Consider the following 18,807-nt stretch of genomic DNA (forward strand, 5'->3'; position numbering starts at 1 on the left):
TTAAAATGCCGCATAAAGACGACCAGGATTGAAAATGCCGTGGGCATCCAGTTCGGCCTTCAGGTTGCGATGATACTTTTCCACGACTGAATTCAGTGGCGTGAACGGTGACTCCGCACCGCCCTGATGATGCGGGGTGTAGCAGGTGGCGTGGCCGCCTGCCTGCTGGCAGGCATCGCGCAGGGTTTGCGCGGGCAATGGGGTTTTCACCCAGCGCTGACTGCCGCCCCAGTCGTAGAAGATATCGCTTTCATCGACGGCCAGTGCCAACGGCGGTGTATGGGGTGGTAGCGACAGGCGCCACAGAGCTTGGCCCTCGGCCAGGTTGAAAAAGGCGTGCTGCAGGTCGCGTAGCTGCTGCCAGAAGTCTGCCGAGAGGGCGTCGCCGCCCAGCCGCTCTTTGGTCGCCTTGACCGAGCTTTCGCCGCCTTCCAGGCGAATGAACAGCTCGCCCGCGTGCCAGGCCGTGGCGGTGATCGGCAGCGGCTGGCGGCCCAGCTCGGAGAGCTTCGCCAGGGCGTCTTCCAGACCCATGGAGAGGCGCAGGCTATGGCTGGCGGTGGGAATCGGCAGCACCTTGAAAGAGATATCGGCCAGTACGCCCAGCGTGCCCTGGGCGCCGGTCATCATGCGGGAGAGATCGTAGCCCGCCACGTTCTTCATGACTTCGCCGCCAAAGCGCAGCAGTTTGCCTTCCTGGGTGATCACCCGGGTGCCCAGCACGAAATCCCTGGCAGCCCCGGCCCAGGGGCGACGGGGGCCGGACATGCCGGTGGCGACCGCACCGCCAATGGTGCTGGCTTCGCCAAAGATCGGTGGCTCGAAAGGCAGCATCTGATGCTTCTCGGCAAGTGCTGCGTTCAGCGCGTCAAGTCGTGTGCCGGCCCGCACGGTCACCACCAGCTCCACGGGGTCGTAGGAGACGATGCCGCGATGGGCCGCGACATTGAGCTCCGCGCCTTCTACCGAGCGGCCATAGAAAGCCCGAGTGTTTCCCGCCACGATGCGTAGCGGAGTGCGCTCGGCGTAGGCGCTGCGCACCTGTTCGCACAGTTCAGCGGCGATATCCTGGTCAGCGTGTATCGCTAGTTCGGTCATGGTCGGTCCTTGTGGCATCAGAAGCGTGGCAGCTCCGGATGCGGTAACTCGTTGTTATGTACATGCATGGCGCCAAATTCGGCGCAGCGCGCCAGGGTCGGAATGTTCTTCCCCGGATTGAGCAGCCGTTGCGGGTCGAAGGCCGCTTTCAGAGCGTGAAAGACCGTCAGTTCGTCGGGCTGAAACTGGCTGCACATCTGATTGATCTTCTCGCGCCCTACGCCGTGCTCGCCGGTAATCGAGCCTCCTGCGGCAACGCACAGCTCCAGAATCTTGCCACCGACGTCTTCCGCCAGGGCCAGCTCACCCTCTTTGTTGGCATCGAACAGAATCAGCGGGTGCATATTGCCATCGCCCGCGTGAAACACGTTGGCCACAGCCAGGCCACTCTCCTCGGAAAGCGCGGCAATGCCCTTGAGTACCCGGGGCAGCTCGCGGCGGGGAATGGTGCCATCCATGCAGTAGTAGTCCGGTGACATGCGGCCTACCGCCGGGAAGGCGTTCTTGCGCCCGGCCCAGAATTTGGCGCGCTCGGCTTCGTCCCGAGCCTGTTGAATATGGGTGGCCCCGGCCGTTTCCAGTACGCGGCGAACGGTCTCGCAGTCGTCGTCCACGTCTGCTTCGACGCCGTCCAGCTCGCAGAGCAGAATGGCTTCGGCATCCACTGGATAGCCCGCCTTGATGAAGTCTTCTGCGGCCTGAATGGCGAGCTTGTCCATCATTTCCAGGCCACCGGGAATGATCCCTGCGGCAATGATGTCACCCACTGCGCGGCCTGCCTTTTCGATATCGTCGAAGCTGGCCATGAGGACCTTGGCGGTTTCCGGCTTGGGCAACAGCTTGACGGTAATCTCCGTGACCACCCCCAGCATGCCTTCGGAGCCATTCATCAGCGCGAGCAGATCAAAGCCTGGCGCATCCAGCGCTTCGGAGCCCAGCGTCATGTGCTCGCCTTCGATGGTCAGTACGTCCACGCGCAGCACGTTGTGCACGGTCAGGCCATACTTGAGGCAGTGCACGCCACCGGCGTTTTCGGCGACGTTACCGCCAATGGAGCAGGCAATCTGGGAAGACGGGTCGGGCGCGTAATACAGGCCATAGGGCGCCGCTGCCTCGGAAATCGCCAGGTTGCGAACGCCGGTTTGTACCCTGGCCAGACGGGCATCGGGGTCGACGCTGATGATCTGGTTGAAGCGCGACATGACCAGCAGCACGCCTTGTTCGAGGGGCAGGGCGCCGCCGGAAAGCCCGGTGCCTGCGCCGCGGGTCACCACCGGTACGCCCAGGGCGTGACAGCGCTTGAGCAGGCCTTCCACCTGGGCCAGCGTTTCCGGCAGGGCGACCAGCATGGGCAGCACCCGATAAGCCGCCAGACCATCGCATTCGAATGGGCGCAGGTCTTCTTCGCGGTGCAGCAGGGTCAAGGTAGGCACAGCGCTTTGCAGGTCGCTGAGCACCTCGGCTTTATCACGGTGGACGAGCTCGCCATCGAGGCGCTCGTCGAACAGGATATTCATCGCGACATCCTTCATTTTTATCGTTGAACAGAGCAGCAGGTCGCCGCCGCTTGACGCCAATCTGAGCTTTTTTCAGGCGCCTGTCCAGCCTGTGGTGCAGTGGTCTGACCAGTAATTGGTCGATAGTCGCAAGGTTCGTGGCATACTCACCCCAGGCAGCTACTTGGTCTTACCGCCAGGAGGCGTTGTGGCTCAAGCAGAGAGGAGGGCAAGTGGTACTCAACAACGATGACATCGCCATGGGCAAACGCACGCCCGAGCACGTGGCGGCCAGGCTGGAAGAGCTGATTCTCGAGGGAGTCTTTCGACCGGGGCAACTGCTGCCTTCCGAGCGGCGGCTATGTGAGCGTCTGGGTGTTTCTCGTGCCTCCCTGCGTGAGGGGCTGAGGATCTTGCGCAGCAAGGGCATCATCAACACTCGCCAGGGCCATGGTTCCACCGTGGCGTCCCTGTTGCCGAGCCAGCACCAGAGCCCGCTGATGCATCTGTTCCGTGACCATCCGCGGACGCTGTTCGACCTGCTGGAAGTGCGCGCGCTGCTAGAGGGCGAGTCTGCCTATCTGGCGGCTCGGCGTGGCACGTCCATGGACCGCGTGCTGATCACACGCCGCTATCGTGAGATGGCCGAATACGCTGCCCAGACGGATACCCTGGAAGTCGAGCAGTTGGCGCGACTGGACCACGCGTTTCATCTGGCCATCTCCCAGGCCTCCCACAACCCCGTGCTGGTGCATACGCTGCAGGGGCTGACCGATCTGTTGCTCAGCTCGGTCTTTGCATCGGTCAAGCACCTCTACCACCGGCCCGGGCCCAGAGAAATGATCAATCAGCAGCACGCACGCCTGCATGACTCGGTAGTCAGCGGCCACGCCGAGCAGGCGCGGCAGATTGCGCTGGAGCACCTCACCAGCATCAGTGAATTGCTGAGAGAGCTGGAGGCGGAGCACGATCGCCTGGAGCGCTCCGCCATGCGCCTGGAACAGTGGTAGTGAAGGGTGCGGGTTAGCAGTTGGCTACGTTGAGGCTGTCATCCTCGATGACCCCCGCCAGGGTGGCGACTTCGAGCTTGTTGCACAGGTGATCGCGCAGAATCTGCCCTAGCCGAGGGCTATCGCGTGCTTCGAGCGCTTCGATCATGTTTTCGTGGTCCTGTACGGCCTGGCGCCAGAACTTCTGAGTCATCTTCTTGGAGTAGCGGACCCGTTTCACCCGCTGGCTGAGATTGCTGTACATCTCCTGGAGCACTTCATTGCGCGACGCTGCCAGGATGCTTTCGTGTATCTGCTGGTTGACGATGAAATAGCTCGCCAGATCGCGTTGATGGTAGTGCTCCAGCATGGTGTCGTGCAGTTTGCGCACCGCTTTGATTTCGGCATCGCTGATATGTTGGCAGGCGAGTTCACCTGACAGCCCTTCCAGAGCCGCCATCAGGTCGTAGGTATCCTTGACCTTTTTGAACGTCAAGCGCACGACACGCGCGCCACGGTTGGGCAGCAGTTCGATCAACCCTTCGGTGGCCAATACTTTCAGGGCCTCCCGCAGGGGCGTGCGCGATACGCCGAACCGTTCGCACAGCTGTTTCTCTGAAATACGCTCACCAGGCGCAAGCTCGCCATGTTCGATCAGCTCGCCGATGCGATCAGCGACTTCGCGATAGAGGTTTCGCTGCAGGATTTTAGTCATGGTGCTGTCCCTTTTGGTAAGCCCGCCTGTTGCTCCCCAAGCGGTTGGTCATGCGGCGCGTCATGCCAAGCCCAGTAGGGGTTTACAGGCAGTAACGCTTTACAGACATAGTGACGCTTCTTTGTATGATCTGCAAAAGTAATTATGAATGCAGTTTGCTGTCTGGGCTATTCTCAAAAAGCCGTCGCAGCAGGGCGGCGATCCATCATTCAACAATAAACAGGAGCTGAGCCATGGCGGGAAGTGTATTTACGTGCAGCGTGCAGCTTGGACGAGAGCAGGCAAGGCGCATCGTGGACGGTGCAATACAGCAGGCGCGGGGGGCTGAACTCACGCCACTGACCATCGTGGTATTGGATGCGGGAGGGCATGTGGTATGTGCCGAGCGCGAGGATGGATGCGCGCCATTGCGCTTTCCTGTCGCCCAGGGCAAGGCATACGCAGCAATCGGCATGGGAATCTCGAGTGGCATCATCGGCGAGCGAAACAGCGAGCGGCCTGCCTTTTTGGCCAGTGTGGCGGCGGCCTCTGGGGGGCACTTCGTTCCGGTTGCCGGCGGGGTACCGATTCTGGATGCCCAGCAACGTGTGGTGGGGGCCGTGGGGGTGAGCGGTGCCTCTTCTGATGAAGATCAGCAGGCAGCCATTGCCGGTATCGAGGCGGCGGGTTTGCACTGGGGGTTGGCGCCAGGAGGGGAGCCGCGCTGAAAAAATGCGCAACGTTCGTACGAGCAGTGCCTGTCAGGCGCTGCTTTTTTTTGCCCGTCATCGCCATAAATGCCTGCTTATTCAGAGCATTGAAATTTCGCAAAGCGGCTCGATACGAAAGTTTAATACCTAATTTTGAATTTTGAATTCAAATTGAGTGGGTGAAGATTCAATAACAACAACGGTTCACTTGGAGCACTCCCATGAAATTCATTAAAACAGCTTTTTTGGCAACGGCCGTGACCCTGGGGCTGAGCGCCTCGCTGGCGCAGGCCAACGTCGAGGTACGCCTTGGGCATGTAGGCGGGCCAGGATCCCTGTTCGAAATCACGGCCAACCGCTTTGCGGAGCTGGCCAATGAACGCCTCGACGGTATTGCGGAGGTGAACGTCTACGGCAACAGCCAGCTAGGCAGCGACGAATCCATGATGCGTCGCCTGCGCCTGGGGTCACTGGATCTCTCCATTCCCTCGACGGTCATGAGTTCGGAGTCAGAGCAGTTTGCGCTGTTCGAAATGCCTTACCTGATCGAAGACCGCGAGCACATGAAGCGAGTGCGCGACGAGGTAGTACGTGGCCCCCTGTATGAGGCAGCCGAAGCGCGTGGCTTCAGAATCATTGGCGTGTGGGAAAACGGTTTCCGCCAAATCACCAATAACGTTCGCCCCATTACCGTGCCCGAGGATCTACGCGGTATCAAACTGAGAACGCCCAGCGGTGTGTGGCGGATAGAGATGTTCCGCAGCTATGGGGCTGCGCCTTCCCCGATGTCCCTCTCCGAGGTGTTCGTCGCCCTTCAGACGGGTGCGATGGATGGCCAGGAGAATCCCCTGATTCAAACCTTCTCCTCTCGCTTTCATGAGGTTCAAGACTATTTGTCCATCTCCAATCACGTCTATACCCCTGCCTACCTGACGGCTGGCGCAAGCTGGAATCGGCTGCCGGAAGAAGTACGCACGGTCTTGCAAGAAGTCGCGCTGGAAATGGAAGACTTTGCCTTGGAAGAGGGCCAGCGCCTCGATGACGAGACCCTGGTGCACATGCGTGATGCCGGTATGGAAGTCAATGACGTGGACTTCGATGCTTTCGTTGAGGCCTCTCAATCCATCTACAACAAGTTCGCAAGCGATGTTGCCGGTGGTCAGGAAATGCTGGACTCCGTTGCCGCCCTGCGCGAGTAACGTCGCCACCATTTCTTGGAGGCGGCTGCCCTTGTCGGCGGACGCCTCTACCAACAGGAGGTTTCAATGAGCACTTATACCAAGTTCAAGAACGCCTACTTTGCGTTTCTTGAAGGCATCGTGGTGGTGCTGGTGATTGCGTTGGCCGGGGTCGTCACGATTGGCTTCGTTTCTCGTTACCTGGGTTCTCCGCTGAGCTGGTACGACGAGCTGGCGGCCGTACTGCTGGCATGGGTGACCTATTACGGGGCTGCCCTGGCGGCTGCCAAAGGGGCGCATATCACTTGCCCCAGCGTGCTGAACATGTGCCCTCCGGCGGTACGGGTGCCCGTTGCCCTGCTGGCCGAAGCCATCACGATTGGTTTCTTCGTCTTTCTAGGGTTGGCGAGCTACCAGGTCATGATGATTCTGGAAGGCATGAACATGGTGAGCCTGCCATCCATTTCCATGCAGATGACCCAGTCCGCCATTCCCATCGCTTCTGTCCTGTTCATTATCGCCGAGCTGCTGCGGCTGCCCGATATTTTGAAAAGTGCCCGAGGCAAAGGCTTTGTGGACCATGAGCTTGAAGAGGTCGGCATCGATGCCGATGAGGTCGAAGCCGTCAGCACACAGCAGCGGGGATAAGTAACCATCATGATCATTCTCTATATCTTCATTGCTCTGATCGCGCTGATCTTGATCAATGTGCCAGTGGCGGTCGCTCTGGCGTTGGTAGGGACGATAGCCACCTTCATCACCTACGGCAGCATGGCGATGCCGACGGTGGGTATGACGATGTTCGAGGGGGCAACCAACTTTCCGTTGATCGCCATCCCGCTGTTCATTCTGGCAGGTGCCATCATGAACGCCTCCAGCATCTCGCGACGCTTGATCGATCTGGCCATGGCCATGGTGGGGTTCATCAAGGGTGGCCTGTCGATGGTGACCATCGGTGCGTCGGTGTTCTTTGCCGAAATTTCCGGGTCATCGGTGGCGGGCGTGTCGGCGATTGGCAGTATCTTGATTCCTGCCATGCGCAAGAAGGGGTACTCCAAAGAGTTTGCCGCCTCGATTTCCTCTTCGGCGGCCAGTCTGGCAATTATCCTTCCGCCTTCCATACCCATGATTCTGTACGCGGTCATGTCGGGTGAGTCGGTCGTTCAGATGTTTGTGGCCGGTATCTTTCCTGGCCTGCTGGGGGCGATGGGCTTGGCGGCCATGTGCTACTACCTGGCGCGTAAGTACAACTTCCCCTCTGAAGGTCGTTTCCGGGTGTCGCAACTCTGGAAGGCACTGAAAGAGGCCGTTTGGGCGCTGTTGATTCCGGTCATCATTCTGGGTGGGATTTTCGGCGGCTTCGTGACGGCGACGGAAGGTGCTGCGCTGGCAGTGTGTGTCGCCATCTTCATCAGTGCGGTGGTCTATCGCGAGTTTACCCTCAAGAACTTCATCGACTCGTGCAAAAGCGCTGGTGTGCAAACTGCCGTCGTCATGCTGCTCGTGGCGGCGTCTGCGGTGGTGGGCGGGTATCTGACCGAAACCCGTATTCCTCAGGCCATTGCTTTGCAAATCAGCGACCTGACCAGCAACAAGTATGTGATCCTGGCACTGCTGAACATCATCTTCCTGATTCTCGGTGTGTTCCTGCACTCGGCAGCCGCCATCATTCTGGTCGTACCTATCGTGCTGCCGCTGGTACTGGAAGTGGGTATCGATCCGCTGCACTTCGGTCTGATCGTCACGCTGAACCTGGCCATCGGGCAGCAGACCCCGCCGGTTGCCAGCGTATTGATTGCGTCCTGCTCCATTGCGAAATCAGACATCTGGGCAACGTCCAAAACCAATCTCTGGTTCATTGCCGTGCTGTTCACGATTTTGATGATCAATACCTACATTCCTGCCTTTGCCTTGGCATTGGTCAACTTCATCTACGGATAAGGGGTGCTCCATGACACAGCAACTACAAGCACCCACCACCGATAGTTTGCGCTGCGAAGTGAAAGACGGTGTGGCCTGGTTAGGGTTCAACCGTCCGCAAAGCCGCAATGCCATGACGTGGGAAATGTACAACGCCTTGGAGTACTACTGCGACACGTTAGCCGACGATACCGATATCCATGCCCTGGTGCTTCACGGTGTCGGCGGGGAAGCCTTCGTGGCGGGGACCGACATCACCCAGTTTGCACATTTTGCGGAAGCGGAGGATGCCATTGGCTACGAGCGGCGCATCGACCGTGTGGTGGGCAAGCTTGAAACCTTTCCGAAACCCACGCTGGCGCTGATCGAAGGGGCCTGTGTAGGCGGCGGCGCGGCGTTGGCGCTGGTATGTGATTTTCGCTATGCCACCGACACGCTGAAATTTGGGGTGCCTATTGCCAAGACGCTGGGCAATACGCTCTCCATTACCAACGTGTCTCGGCTGGTGGATATGGTCGGTATCCCGCGCACGAAAGAAGTGTTGATGATGGCGAAACTGGTGACGGCAGAAGAAGCGCTGGGCGCGGGTTTGGTCAATCAGCTGTTCGATGGGGCGGACATCTACGCCGAAGTCGCCACCATTGCCGCCGAATTTGCCAAACGTGCACCGCTGACCCTGCAGGCCAGCAAGGCGCTGATCAATCGCGTGCAGGCCCAGCGGCGGCTCCCGCCCGATGCCAGCGACGATTGGGTGGCCACTTGCTACCTGAGCCAGGATTTCTCGGCAGCGGTGAACAAATTCGTCAATAAAACGCCTTTTGAGTGGCGCGGCCAGTAAGGCTGCCGCTCTGCTCAGTAGATGCCTATCACAGGCTTGAGGAGGAAAGCGCATGCTTCCTTTACAAGATATAAAAGTCCTCGATGTGTCACAGATCATGGCTGGTCCTTACTGCACCATGGTGCTGGCGGATATGGGTGCCGAGGTCATCAAGGTAGAGAAACTCAATGGCGGCGATGACAGCCGTCAGATGGGGCCATATGTGAACGGCGAGTCGACCTGCTTCTCGCAAATCAACCGCAACAAGAAAAGTATTTCACTCAACCTGAAAGACGAGCGTGCCCGCCAGATCTTTTATCGACTGGCAGCCGATGCGGATGTCATCGTCGAGAACTATCGCCCGGGGGTCACCCAGTCACTGTCGATCGACTACGACACCATCAAAGCCATCAATCCAGGTATCGTTTACTGCTCCATTTCGGGGTATGGCCAGACCGGGCCCTACAGCCACAAAGGCGGGTTCGATCTGGTGGCCCAAGGGATGACGGGGCTGATGTCGATGACCGGCGAAGCCGGGCGGCGCCCCTTGAAGACCGGCATCGCGGTCTACGACATTGGCGGTGGCATCACGGCGGTCTATTCGATTTTGGCCGCCCACATCCACAAGATGAAGACGGGGGAAGGGCAGCATATCGATATCGCCATTACCGAATGCGGGTTGCCCTGGTTTACCTGGGAAGCGGCGGCTTACTTCTCTGAAGGCACGGTGCCTGGCCCTACTGGCTGGCGCCATCGGGTGTCTGCGCCTTATCAGGCGGTGAAGGCCGAGGATGGTTATTTGATGCTGGGCTGCGCCAACCAACGGACCTGGGAGCGGTTTTGCGGCGATGTATTGAAACGGCCCACGCTGATGGAAGACCCCCGCTTTCTGACCAACCATGATCGTGGCCAGCATGTGGATGAACTGGAGGCGCTGCTCGAAGAGCTGATGGCCCACCAGACCGTCGATGAGTGGCTGGCGCTGTGTGATACCGCCGGCGTACCGGCAGGGCCTATCAATGATTTCGCCCAGGCCATGCAGGATGAGCACTATCTGGCCCGTGGCATGGTGGAGGAGATGGATCATCCGGTGATCGGCAAAATGAAAACCATCGGTTTTCCCAGCAAGTTCTCACGTACGCCTGCCCAGATCCGTTCTGCAGCGCCGCTCTTTGCTCAACATACCGATGAGGTGCTCGAGCAATTGGGCCTGTCGGATGAAGAGCGCGACACGTTGCGTGCCGAAGGGTGCATAAAGTAGTTTTTTAAAAACATGGTTTGAATTCATTATCCAATTTAGTGCCGTGCTGTTTCGCGATAACCGCATCACAACAACCGCATTACAACAACTGCATTACAACAACAAAGAGGAAGCGACATCATGTTGAAGCTCGATTTTCACCCCTCCGGTCGTCATTTTCTGCAGATTCCTGGCCCATCGCCGGTGCCAGACCGCATTCTGCGCGCCATGAGCCTGCCAACGATCGATCACCGTGGGCCGGAGTTTGGCGCGCTGGGCCGTGAACTGTTGGCCAAGACCAAGCAGGTGTTCAAGACCGAACACCCGGTAGTGATCTACCCCGCCTCTGGCACGGGCGCCTGGGAAGCTGCGTTGGCCAATACCATGTCGCCTGGCGACCGGGTGCTGATGTTCGAAACGGGCCACTTTGCCACGCTATGGCACAAGATGGCGCTGCGCCTGGATCTGACGCCGGAATTCATTGGCCTGCCGGGGTATGAAGGCTGGCGCCAAGGCGTGCAAGCCCAGATGATCAAAGAGCGGCTAAAAGACGACCCTGAGCACGAGATCAAAGCGGTCTGTGTGGTGCACAACGAAACCTCCACGGGGGTCACCAGTGACATTGCGGCGGTTCGTCGAGCCATCGATGAGGCCAATCACCCAGCCTTGTTGATTGTGGATACCATTTCCGGGTTGGCCAGTGCCGATTACCGCCACGATGAGTGGGGCGTGGATGTCACGGTGTCCGGCTCACAGAAGGGCCTGATGCTGCCGCCGGGCATTAGTTTCAATGCGCTCTCACCCAAGGCGATCGAGGTGAGCAGGCAGGCCAAGCTGCCCAAGAGTTTCTGGGCCTGGGATGAAATTCTAGAAGCCAACCAGAACGGCTATTGGCCCTATACCCCCAGCACCAACTTGCTGTACGGCCTTAATGAAGCACTCGACATGCTGCTGGATGAGGGTATGCCACAGGTACTGGCCCGCCACCAGCGCTGGGCGGCAGGGGTGCGTGCGGCGGTACAAGCGTGGGGCTTGGAGATTCAGTGTCAGGACCCCGCGCTGTACTCGCCGGTACTCACAGGGGTGGTGATGCCGGAAGGCGTGGATGCGGATGCCGTGCGCAAGATCATCTATGAGCGTTTTGACCTGTCGCTGGGAATGGGCCTTGGCAAGGCGAAAGGCAAGATGTTCCGTATCGGGCACCTGGGGGATTGCAACGACCTGACCCTGATTGCCACGCTGGGCGGCTGCGAAGCGGGCATGAAGCTGGCAGGCGTTTCACTGCGCGGCAGCGGTGTCTTGGCAGCGTTGGAGTACTTCGCAGCGAACCCGTTGCAAGCTTCAAGCGACCATCAGGCGCGTTAAAAAGGGGAGGAGTGTCATGACGTCACTGACCAGCCAACATGCGCCAAGAGATGCCAAGATCAAGCCGATCAGCGGTCTGGCTGAACGGCTTTCACGAGAGCTCGCAGGCGATGTCTTATTTGATCAGGCGACTCGGGGGCGTTATGCCACTGACGCATCCATTTATCAGATAACCCCCGTTGGCGTGGTGATCCCACGCCATCAGGAAGATTTGAAAATTGCCCTGGACATTGCCCGTGATGCCCACGTGCCGGTGTTGGCACGTGGGGCAGGCACCAGCCAGTGTGGTCAAACCGTTGGTGAGGCATTGGTTCTCGATACCACGCGCTGGCTGAATCAAGTGGTGGAGTTCGACCCTGACGCACGCACCGTGGTGGTGGAGCCAGGCATGGTGCTGGATCACCTCAATGCTTGGCTCAAGTCCCACGGGCTGTGGTATCCGGTGGATGTATCCACCAGTGCCCAATGCACCATTGGCGGAATGGCAGGCAATAATTCCTGCGGATCGCGCTCTATTTACTACGGCAACATGGTGCACAACGTCGAGGGCATCGAAGCCACCCTGGCCGATGGATGCGACGTGAATTTCAGCTTTGTGGATGGCTTTGCCGAGGGCTCACGGGAGCAGCGACTCGCCCAGCAGGTAAAAGCCATAGCCGAGCGGGTCGGCCATGATATTCGCGACCACTTTCCCAAAGTGTTGCGTCGCGTGGGGGGCTATAACCTCGACCTGTTCGACTGCCAAAACCCTATCCCTTATGACCCGAATGGGCGGGCGAATTTGGCGCACTTGCTCATCGGCTCTGAAGGGACGCTCGGGGTAAGCCGCCGTATCAAGCTGAAGCTGTCGCCGCTCCCCGAACAAAAAGTGCTGGGGGTCGTCAACTTCCCCACGTTCTACCAAGCCATGGATTTTACTCAGCATATCGTCAAGCTGGGGCCGATGGCGGTCGAACTCGTCGACCGCACGATGATCGAGCTCTCGCTCGAGAATCCGGCGTTCAGGCCGGTGATCGAAAAAGCGCTGATCGGCAAGCCGGAAGCCATTTTGCTGGTGGAGTTTGCCGGGCAAGACCGAGATGCCCAGCTTGAAGCGCTAGGCCGCCTGAATGAGTTGATGAGTGATTTAGGACTGCCCGGCAGCGTGGTGAATATGCCGGAGGCGGCCGAGCAGAAAGCGCTGTGGAACGTGCGCAAGGCTGGGCTCAATATCATGATGAGCATGAAAGGCGATGGCAAGCCGGTCTCTTTCATCGAAGATTGCGCCGTTCCCCTCGAGCACCTTGCCGAGTACACCGCAAAGCTCACCGAGGTGTTCAATCGCTATGGCACGGAGGGCACCTGGTACGCCCATGCGGGGGTCGGCACGCTGCACGTTCGCCCCATTCTGGACATGCGCCGCGACGGGGCGCAAAAAATGCGTGAAATCGCAGAGCTGGCCTCTGCGCTGGTGCGTGAGTACAAGGGCGCGTACTCGGGTGAGCACGGCGACGGTATTTGCCGTGGCGAGTGGGTTGCTTGGCAGTTTGGCGAGACCATCAATGACGCTTTCCGCGAAGTGAAACAGCTCTTTGATCCGCAGAACCTGCTCAATCCTGGAAAAATCGTCGATACTCCGAAAATGGATGACGAGCGCTACTTCCGGTTTCCCTCCACCTATCAGCGTATTCCGATGACGCCGGTATTCGATTGGTCCTCCTGGAACGTGAAGCGAGATCCGCTCACGGGGGAGCAGACGCCTCCTGGCAGTGCCGGAGACACCACCCATGGCTTGGCCATGGCGGTCGAGATGTGCAACAACAACGGCCACTGTCGCAAGTTCGATGCAGGCACCATGTGCCCAAGCTACCGCATCACCAAAGAAGAGCAGCACCTGACCAGGGGGAGGGCAAACACGCTTCGGCAGGTGCTCTCGGGGCAGTTGGGGGATGAAGGACTTGCCAGCGATGAGGTGAAAGAGGCGCTGGATCTATGCGTTTCCTGTAAAGGGTGCAAGCGCGACTGCCCCACGGGCGTTGATATGGCCAAGTTCAAGATAGAAGCACGGGCGGCTCGGGTGCGCGCCAAAGGCCTCACGTTGCGTGATCGCATGGTTGGCGAAATGCCCCGTTACGCCCCTTGGGCTAGCCGGTTCTCAGGTTTGGTGAACGGTATCGAACGGGCTCCCTGGCTGGCGAAGCGCATCAAGCAGGCGCTCAAGCTGGCCCCGCAAAGAGCGCTTCCCGCGTTTAACGGCAACTTTCTGGCGACGGCGGACTCTTCGTCAACCGCTGAGAGGCCAACTGCAGAGAGGCCAATTGCAGAGAAAGAAGTCCTGCTGTTTGTGGATACCTTCAATAACTACATGGAGGGCGACAATGCGTCCGCTGCCAAGCGAGTGCTGGAGGCCGCTGGCTATCGCGTGCATCTCAATGTGACCCAAGGCCAGCGGCCGCTCTGCTGTGGCCGCACCTACCTCTCTTCGGGCCAGTTCGAGAAAGCCAAGGCCGAGGCACAGCGCACGCTGGACTTCCTGATGCCGTTCGTAGAGCGTGGCGTGGCCGTGGTGGGGTTGGAACCCTCATGCTTGCTCAGCATGCGTGATGAATTCTTGCAGTATGGCTTTGGTGAACAGGCGCAGGCACTGTCGGAAGCTGCCTATCTGTTTGAGGAATTTTTGCTACATGCTCACTCGACAGGAGAGCTGTCGTTAACGCTCAAGCCCATGGAAGGCCGGCGCGTGATGCTGCATGGGCACTGCCACCAGAAAGCGTTTGATGCGTTGCGCCCGGTAGAGCAGGTACTGAACTGGATTCCTGGCGTGTCAGTCGAGACGATCGAGTCGTCCTGCTGCGGCATGGCGGGCAGTTTTGGCTATGAAGCCGAACACTACGAAGCCTCGATGAAAATGGCAGAGCTGACGCTGTTGCCTGCCGTGCGAAGCGCAAACAAGGAAGCGGTGTTAGTGGCCGATGGCACCAGCTGTCGTCATCAAATTCAGGATGGCAGCGGGCGCGAAGCGATTCACGTTGCTCGCCTGCTGGCTCAGGCGCTAGCCTGATAGCGACAACCAACAAAAGGAGCGTTACGTGGCCATCTATCAATTTGGCGAGCATCAGCCTGCTATTCATGAAGACGTATACATTGCCGACACGGCGGACGTCATCGGTCAGGTTACCCTGAAGGCACGCGCCAGCGTGTGGTATCAGGCGGTACTGCGCGGCGACAGCGACCATCTGGAAATCGGTGAAGAGAGCAACATTCAGGATGGCGCCGTGCTGCACGCGGACCCCGGCTACCCGCTGAAGGTGGGAAAAGGGGTGACCGTCGGGCACCAGGCGATGCTGCATGGCTGTACCGTGGGGGATGGCTGCTTGATCGGCATTCAGGCGGTAGTGCTCAACGGCGCCGTGATTGGCGAGAACAGCCTGGTAGGCGCGGGAGCCTTCATCAAGGAAGGGGCGGTCTTTCCGCCAAACTCGTTGATTGTCGGCTCACCTGCCAAAGTGGTCAGGGAGCTGTCGGCAGAGGCGGTGGAAGCGCTGAAGCTGAATGCACAAAGCTATGTGATACGGGGCAAGCAGCACGCTGACTCGCTCAAGCGCATCGATTGAGCCTGCCTGTACCTGAAAACGCCCACCCCCAGGCGTGGCCTGGGGGTGGGAGAGGGTGTCTGAGCCCAACTGAGGTTGTTACATTAGCGGATCAGTGATACCCAGCACATAGAACGCGACCAGCGCGATGATACCGGTGAATACCAGGTAGTAGATGGTCGGAATGATCGTTTTACGAATCGTGGTGCCTTCGCGACCCAGCAGGCCAACGGTTGCCGAGGCGGCGACCACGTTGTGAATCGCGATCATGTTACCCGCAGCAGCACCCACCGCCTGAAGCGCGACCATGACGGCCGTTGAGAGCCCCAGAGTTTGCGCAATGCTGAACTGGAACTCGGCCAGCATCAGGTTGGAAACCGTGTTGGAGCCGGCGATGAAAGCACCCATGGCACCCACGGCCGGGGCAAAGAACGGATAGACACCGCCGACACCATTGGCAACGGCCTGGGCCATCATGACTGGCATGGAGACCAGATCGGCGCCGTTGACGCCCGAGTTGATCAGGATACGCACCATTGGCACGGTGAACACGAGGACAAAACCTGCACCAAAAATGGTTTTGGTGGATTCCGAGACGGCTGCGCTCATCTGACGCGGGTTCATCTTGTGCAGGAAGTAGGTGATGAACACCACGGCCAGAATGATGCCGCCCGGCAGATAGAGCGGCTGTATGCCGCCGCTGACGCCTGCTTCACCGAAGATGTTGGCCCAGTTCAGGTTCACGGAAGTCAGCGCCACGCGCAGCGGCTCGATGGTGCGAGAGGCCACCAGGAAGAGCGCCAACAGCACATAGGGAATCCAGCCCTTGAGGGTCGAGATCGGTGCCTTGCCTGCGACATCGTCCAGCTTGATTTGCAGGTTGCCGATCCACTCGTCCGGCCAGGAGGTGGCTTCCGGGAAGTCCCAGGTGTCTTTCGGTAGCAGGAACCCTTTACGCGCAGCAGGAACGACAATGGCCAGGCCGACCATGGCACCGATCATCGAGGGGAACTCTGGCCCCAGGAAGACGCCTACCAGCATGTAAGGAACGACGAACGCGATGCCCGTGAAAATGGCGAACGGAGCAATGGACAGCCCCTCTTTCCAGGAGCGGTTGGCGCCAAAGAAGCGCACCATGATCAGCACCAGAATCAGCGGCATGAGAATACCCACGATGCCGTGAGTGATTGCCGTGGTGCTGGTGACCTGCTGGAAGAAGGCTTCCCAGGTGGAGCCGTTGGCTTCCAGTTGCGCCGTGATGCCGGCACGGTCGAGGCCGCTGCCCACGCCCACCACAATCGGGGTGCCCACTGCGCCAAACGATACCGGGGTCGACTGAATCATCATGCCTACCACGACGGCCGCCAGCGCCGGGAAGCCCAGGGCGACCATCAGCGGTGCAGCCACCGCAGCGGGGGTGCCAAAGCCTGAGGCGCCTTCGATAAAGCAGCCAAACAGCCACGCGACGATCAGCGCCTGCACGCGGCGGTCCGGGCTGATGCCTGAAAAGCCGTTACGGATGGCCGTGATGCCACCGGAGTGCTTGAGGGTGTTCAGCAGCAGGATGGCGCCAAAGATGATCCACAGCAGGCCAGCGGTCTGGATCAACCCTTGAACGGTGGATGCCGCGACACGGCTGAACGACATGTCCCATGCAGTCAGGCCGATAATGGCAGCGGTGAGGAAAACGATCGGCATCGCTATCTTGGCGGGAATCTTAAAGCCTATGAGCAATATCCCGGCCAGCAACAGCGGCAGAAATGCCAGAAGAGCTAGTATATTTTCATTCATGGGAGGAACGGCCCCTTGTTATTGATTTGGTGTGCTCCGCGAAAGCCAACGCATCATTTTCAATGATAGTTGGGACAGCGTGAAAGATACGGTCAGGCGCCTGGAATGACTATATTGGAAAATTGGTCTTACCAGTAAAAGGGGGTTTTTCGGCCGCGTATCGAGGCGTTTTTTTAATATCAAGTGACTGTTATTCATTGCTTTTTTAGCGCTGCAAAGAAGCGCCGAGTCGACGCCGTTATTAGACTAATAGACAGTTCAGTCAAGGAGGAGAAAGGCAGTACACAGAGGAGGGATGTTCTAGGCCTATCGCGTATGCTGTGACGGCGTATAGTGTAGGTGCACTCTTTACCTCTTTTCAGGAGTCGTTCGACCATGGCCATCACGCTTTATGATTTGTGCGGTCGCGATGATCGCTTGAGATTTTCTCCCTACTGCTGGCGCGTGCGCATGGCGCTGGCCCACAAAGGGCTGGCATACACTACGGTGGCTTGGCGGTTTCAGCAGAAAGAGGCGCTGGCATTTGCCCACTATGACAAGGTGCCGGTGTTGACCGATGGTGACACGGTGGTCACCGACAGCTTCGATATCCTGCGCTACCTGGATACCACTTACCCTGAGGCGCCGGTGCTGGGCGATGGGCTGGGCTTGCAGCGTGTCACGTTGTTCAAGCAACTGGTGGATCGCAGCATTACGCCCGCGCTGTTTCGTATCGTGGTGCTGGATCTGCTGGAAGCCATCCACCCGGAGGATCGGGAGTACTTCCGCACCACCCGTGAAGCGCGCTTTGGGGCCAGCCTCGAGGCGGTTCACGACCCTGAGAAAGGCCGCCAGCAACTGCATCAGGCGCTGGTGCCCGTCAGTGCACAACTCAAGGAAACCCCTTTCCTCGATGGTGACTCCCCCGCTGGGGCAGATTACCTGCTGTTTGGCAGCATGATGTGGGCCTATAGCGTCTCGACCGAAACGCTGGTGGAGGAGCGTGACCCCGTGGCCGGCTGGTTCCAGCGCATGCTGGCGGTGCACGATGGCGTGGCGGGCAAGGCCATGACCATTCGTGATCTATACTAGGCTAAGCGGTATTCGCCGCTGACACTCACAGGCAACATGAAGGGGCAGGCCCTGTATGGGGACGCCCTTCATGGACAAGGAGATGGCAATGATTGACCTGTATTACTGGACAACGCCCAACGGCCACAAAGTCTCCATCATGCTTGAAGAAGCAAAGCTCGCTTATCGCGTAAAGCCCATCAATATCGGGCGTGGCGAGCAGTTCGACCCCGAGTTCCTGGCCATTGCGCCCAATAATCGTATTCCTGCCATCGTCGACCATGCCCCGCGCGACGGGGGGCAGCCCATGGCGCTGTTCGAGTCAGGGGCGATTCTGGAGTACCTGGCAGACAAGAGTGGCCAGTTCCTGCCAGCAGAAGGGCGCGAGCGTTATGTGGTACTGCAGTGGCTGCACTGGCAGATGGGTGGGCTAGGCCCCATGGCCGGGCAAAATCATCACTTCTGCCACTATGCGCCCCACAAGATCGACTACGCCATCGAGCGCTACGTGCGTGAAACCAATCGGCTTTATAGCGTGCTGGACCAGCGTCTTTCTCAGCAGCACTATGTGGGCGGCGACCGTTACTCGATTGCCGACATGGCCATCTACCCATGGATCGTGCCCTGGGAAAAACAGCGCCAGACCCTGGAGGAGTTTCCCGACCTGGAGCGCTGGTTCGAAGAGCTTTCTCAGCGTCCCGCCATTCGCAAAGCCTATGCATTGGTCGAGGATGTGAACCCCCAGGCAGGAGCGCCCATGGATGACCTGGCGCGTAAGCACTTGTTCGGAAACCGCTAATAATGATTAACCGCGAGTGAGTCATCGATAATGGCGATGCAGCGTGCGTGAAGGTGAAAAATTCATGTTGCGCTGCACAAAAAGCGCT

The 18,807-nt window shown here is 58.9% G+C and carries 16 protein-coding genes; 12 read left to right on the forward strand and 4 right to left on the reverse strand.

The genetic code is table 11. The annotated features are described in order from the left end of the window. Window positions 1-1,098, reverse strand: coding sequence for a glycolate oxidase subunit GlcE (gene glcE / locus IE091_RS00440; protein WP_189462527.1), 1,098 nt, complete (start codon window positions 1,096-1,098; stop codon window positions 1-3). Between the two features lie 17 nt (window positions 1,099-1,115). Beyond that, window positions 1,116-2,615, reverse strand: a complete 1,500-nt coding sequence (gene glcD, locus IE091_RS00445) for a glycolate oxidase subunit GlcD (protein WP_189462528.1) — start codon at window positions 2,613-2,615, stop codon at window positions 1,116-1,118. Window positions 2,616-2,827: 212 nt separating this feature from the next. On the opposite strand from glcD, the gene glcC reads away from it, so the two are divergent. Continuing rightward, window positions 2,828-3,604, forward strand: a complete 777-nt coding sequence (gene glcC, locus IE091_RS00450; protein WP_096921444.1) for a transcriptional regulator GlcC — start codon at window positions 2,828-2,830, stop codon at window positions 3,602-3,604. Window positions 3,605-3,617: 13 nt separating this feature from the next. On the opposite strand, the gene IE091_RS00455 is transcribed toward glcC, so the two are convergent. Next, window positions 3,618-4,298 carry a GntR family transcriptional regulator gene (locus tag IE091_RS00455; protein ID WP_039175376.1) on the reverse strand — a complete coding sequence of 227 codons (681 nt, stop codon included), beginning with the start codon at window positions 4,296-4,298 and terminating at the stop codon, window positions 3,618-3,620. 233 nt (window positions 4,299-4,531) lie between these two features. On the opposite strand from IE091_RS00455, the gene IE091_RS00460 reads away from it, so the two are divergent. From IE091_RS00460 to IE091_RS00500, 9 genes are all read left to right on the forward strand, one after another. Beyond that, window positions 4,532-5,005 (forward strand): GlcG/HbpS family heme-binding protein, encoded by a 474-nt coding sequence (locus tag IE091_RS00460; protein WP_189462529.1) that lies wholly within the window; start codon window positions 4,532-4,534, stop codon window positions 5,003-5,005. Window positions 5,006-5,208: 203 nt separating this feature from the next. Beyond that, window positions 5,209-6,186 carry a TRAP transporter substrate-binding protein gene (locus IE091_RS00465; RefSeq protein ID WP_189462530.1) on the forward strand — a complete coding sequence of 326 codons (978 nt, stop codon included), beginning with the start codon at window positions 5,209-5,211 and terminating at the stop codon, window positions 6,184-6,186. 66 nt (window positions 6,187-6,252) lie between these two features. Then, window positions 6,253-6,813 carry a TRAP transporter small permease gene (locus IE091_RS00470; protein WP_189462531.1) on the forward strand — a complete coding sequence of 187 codons (561 nt, stop codon included), beginning with the start codon at window positions 6,253-6,255 and terminating at the stop codon, window positions 6,811-6,813. 9 nt (window positions 6,814-6,822) lie between these two features. After that, window positions 6,823-8,106, forward strand: coding sequence for a TRAP transporter large permease (locus IE091_RS00475; RefSeq protein ID WP_189462532.1), 1,284 nt, complete (start codon window positions 6,823-6,825; stop codon window positions 8,104-8,106). Window positions 8,107-8,116: 10 nt separating this feature from the next. Then, window positions 8,117-8,923, forward strand: coding sequence for an enoyl-CoA hydratase (locus IE091_RS00480; RefSeq protein ID WP_039175386.1), 807 nt, complete (start codon window positions 8,117-8,119; stop codon window positions 8,921-8,923). A gap of 52 nt (window positions 8,924-8,975) precedes the next feature. Next, complete coding sequence (locus IE091_RS00485; protein WP_189462533.1) at window positions 8,976-10,163, forward strand: CaiB/BaiF CoA transferase family protein; 1,188 nt, start codon at window positions 8,976-8,978, stop codon at window positions 10,161-10,163. A 120-nt stretch (window positions 10,164-10,283) separates the two neighbouring features. Then, the gene (locus IE091_RS00490; protein WP_096921441.1) at window positions 10,284-11,507 is read left to right on the forward strand and encodes a pyridoxal-phosphate-dependent aminotransferase family protein; all 1,224 of its coding nucleotides are present in this window, start codon (window positions 10,284-10,286) and stop codon (window positions 11,505-11,507) included. A 16-nt stretch (window positions 11,508-11,523) separates the two neighbouring features. After that, on the forward strand, window positions 11,524-14,547 hold the full coding sequence (locus IE091_RS00495; protein WP_189462534.1) for an FAD-binding and (Fe-S)-binding domain-containing protein: 3,024 nt from the start codon (window positions 11,524-11,526) through the stop codon (window positions 14,545-14,547). Window positions 14,548-14,575: 28 nt separating this feature from the next. Continuing rightward, on the forward strand, window positions 14,576-15,100 hold the full coding sequence (locus IE091_RS00500) for a gamma carbonic anhydrase family protein (RefSeq protein WP_039175395.1): 525 nt from the start codon (window positions 14,576-14,578) through the stop codon (window positions 15,098-15,100). A gap of 78 nt (window positions 15,101-15,178) precedes the next feature. Here the strand turns inward: IE091_RS00500 and IE091_RS00505 are convergent, their stop codons facing one another. Beyond that, window positions 15,179-16,870, reverse strand: a complete 1,692-nt coding sequence (locus IE091_RS00505; protein ID WP_189462535.1) for an L-lactate permease — start codon at window positions 16,868-16,870, stop codon at window positions 15,179-15,181. Between the two features lie 375 nt (window positions 16,871-17,245). Between IE091_RS00505 and IE091_RS00510 the strand changes: the two genes are divergently transcribed. After that, window positions 17,246-17,941, forward strand: coding sequence for a glutathione S-transferase N-terminal domain-containing protein (locus IE091_RS00510; protein WP_039175399.1), 696 nt, complete (start codon window positions 17,246-17,248; stop codon window positions 17,939-17,941). Window positions 17,942-18,029: 88 nt separating this feature from the next. Then, window positions 18,030-18,719, forward strand: a complete 690-nt coding sequence (locus tag IE091_RS00515) for a glutathione binding-like protein (protein ID WP_039175401.1) — start codon at window positions 18,030-18,032, stop codon at window positions 18,717-18,719. The last annotated feature ends 88 nt before the right edge of the window (window positions 18,720-18,807 follow it).

Origin of the sequence: Vreelandella hamiltonii, assembly GCF_014651775.1 — a bacterium.
Taxonomy (GTDB): domain Bacteria; phylum Pseudomonadota; class Gammaproteobacteria; order Pseudomonadales; family Halomonadaceae; genus Vreelandella; species Vreelandella hamiltonii.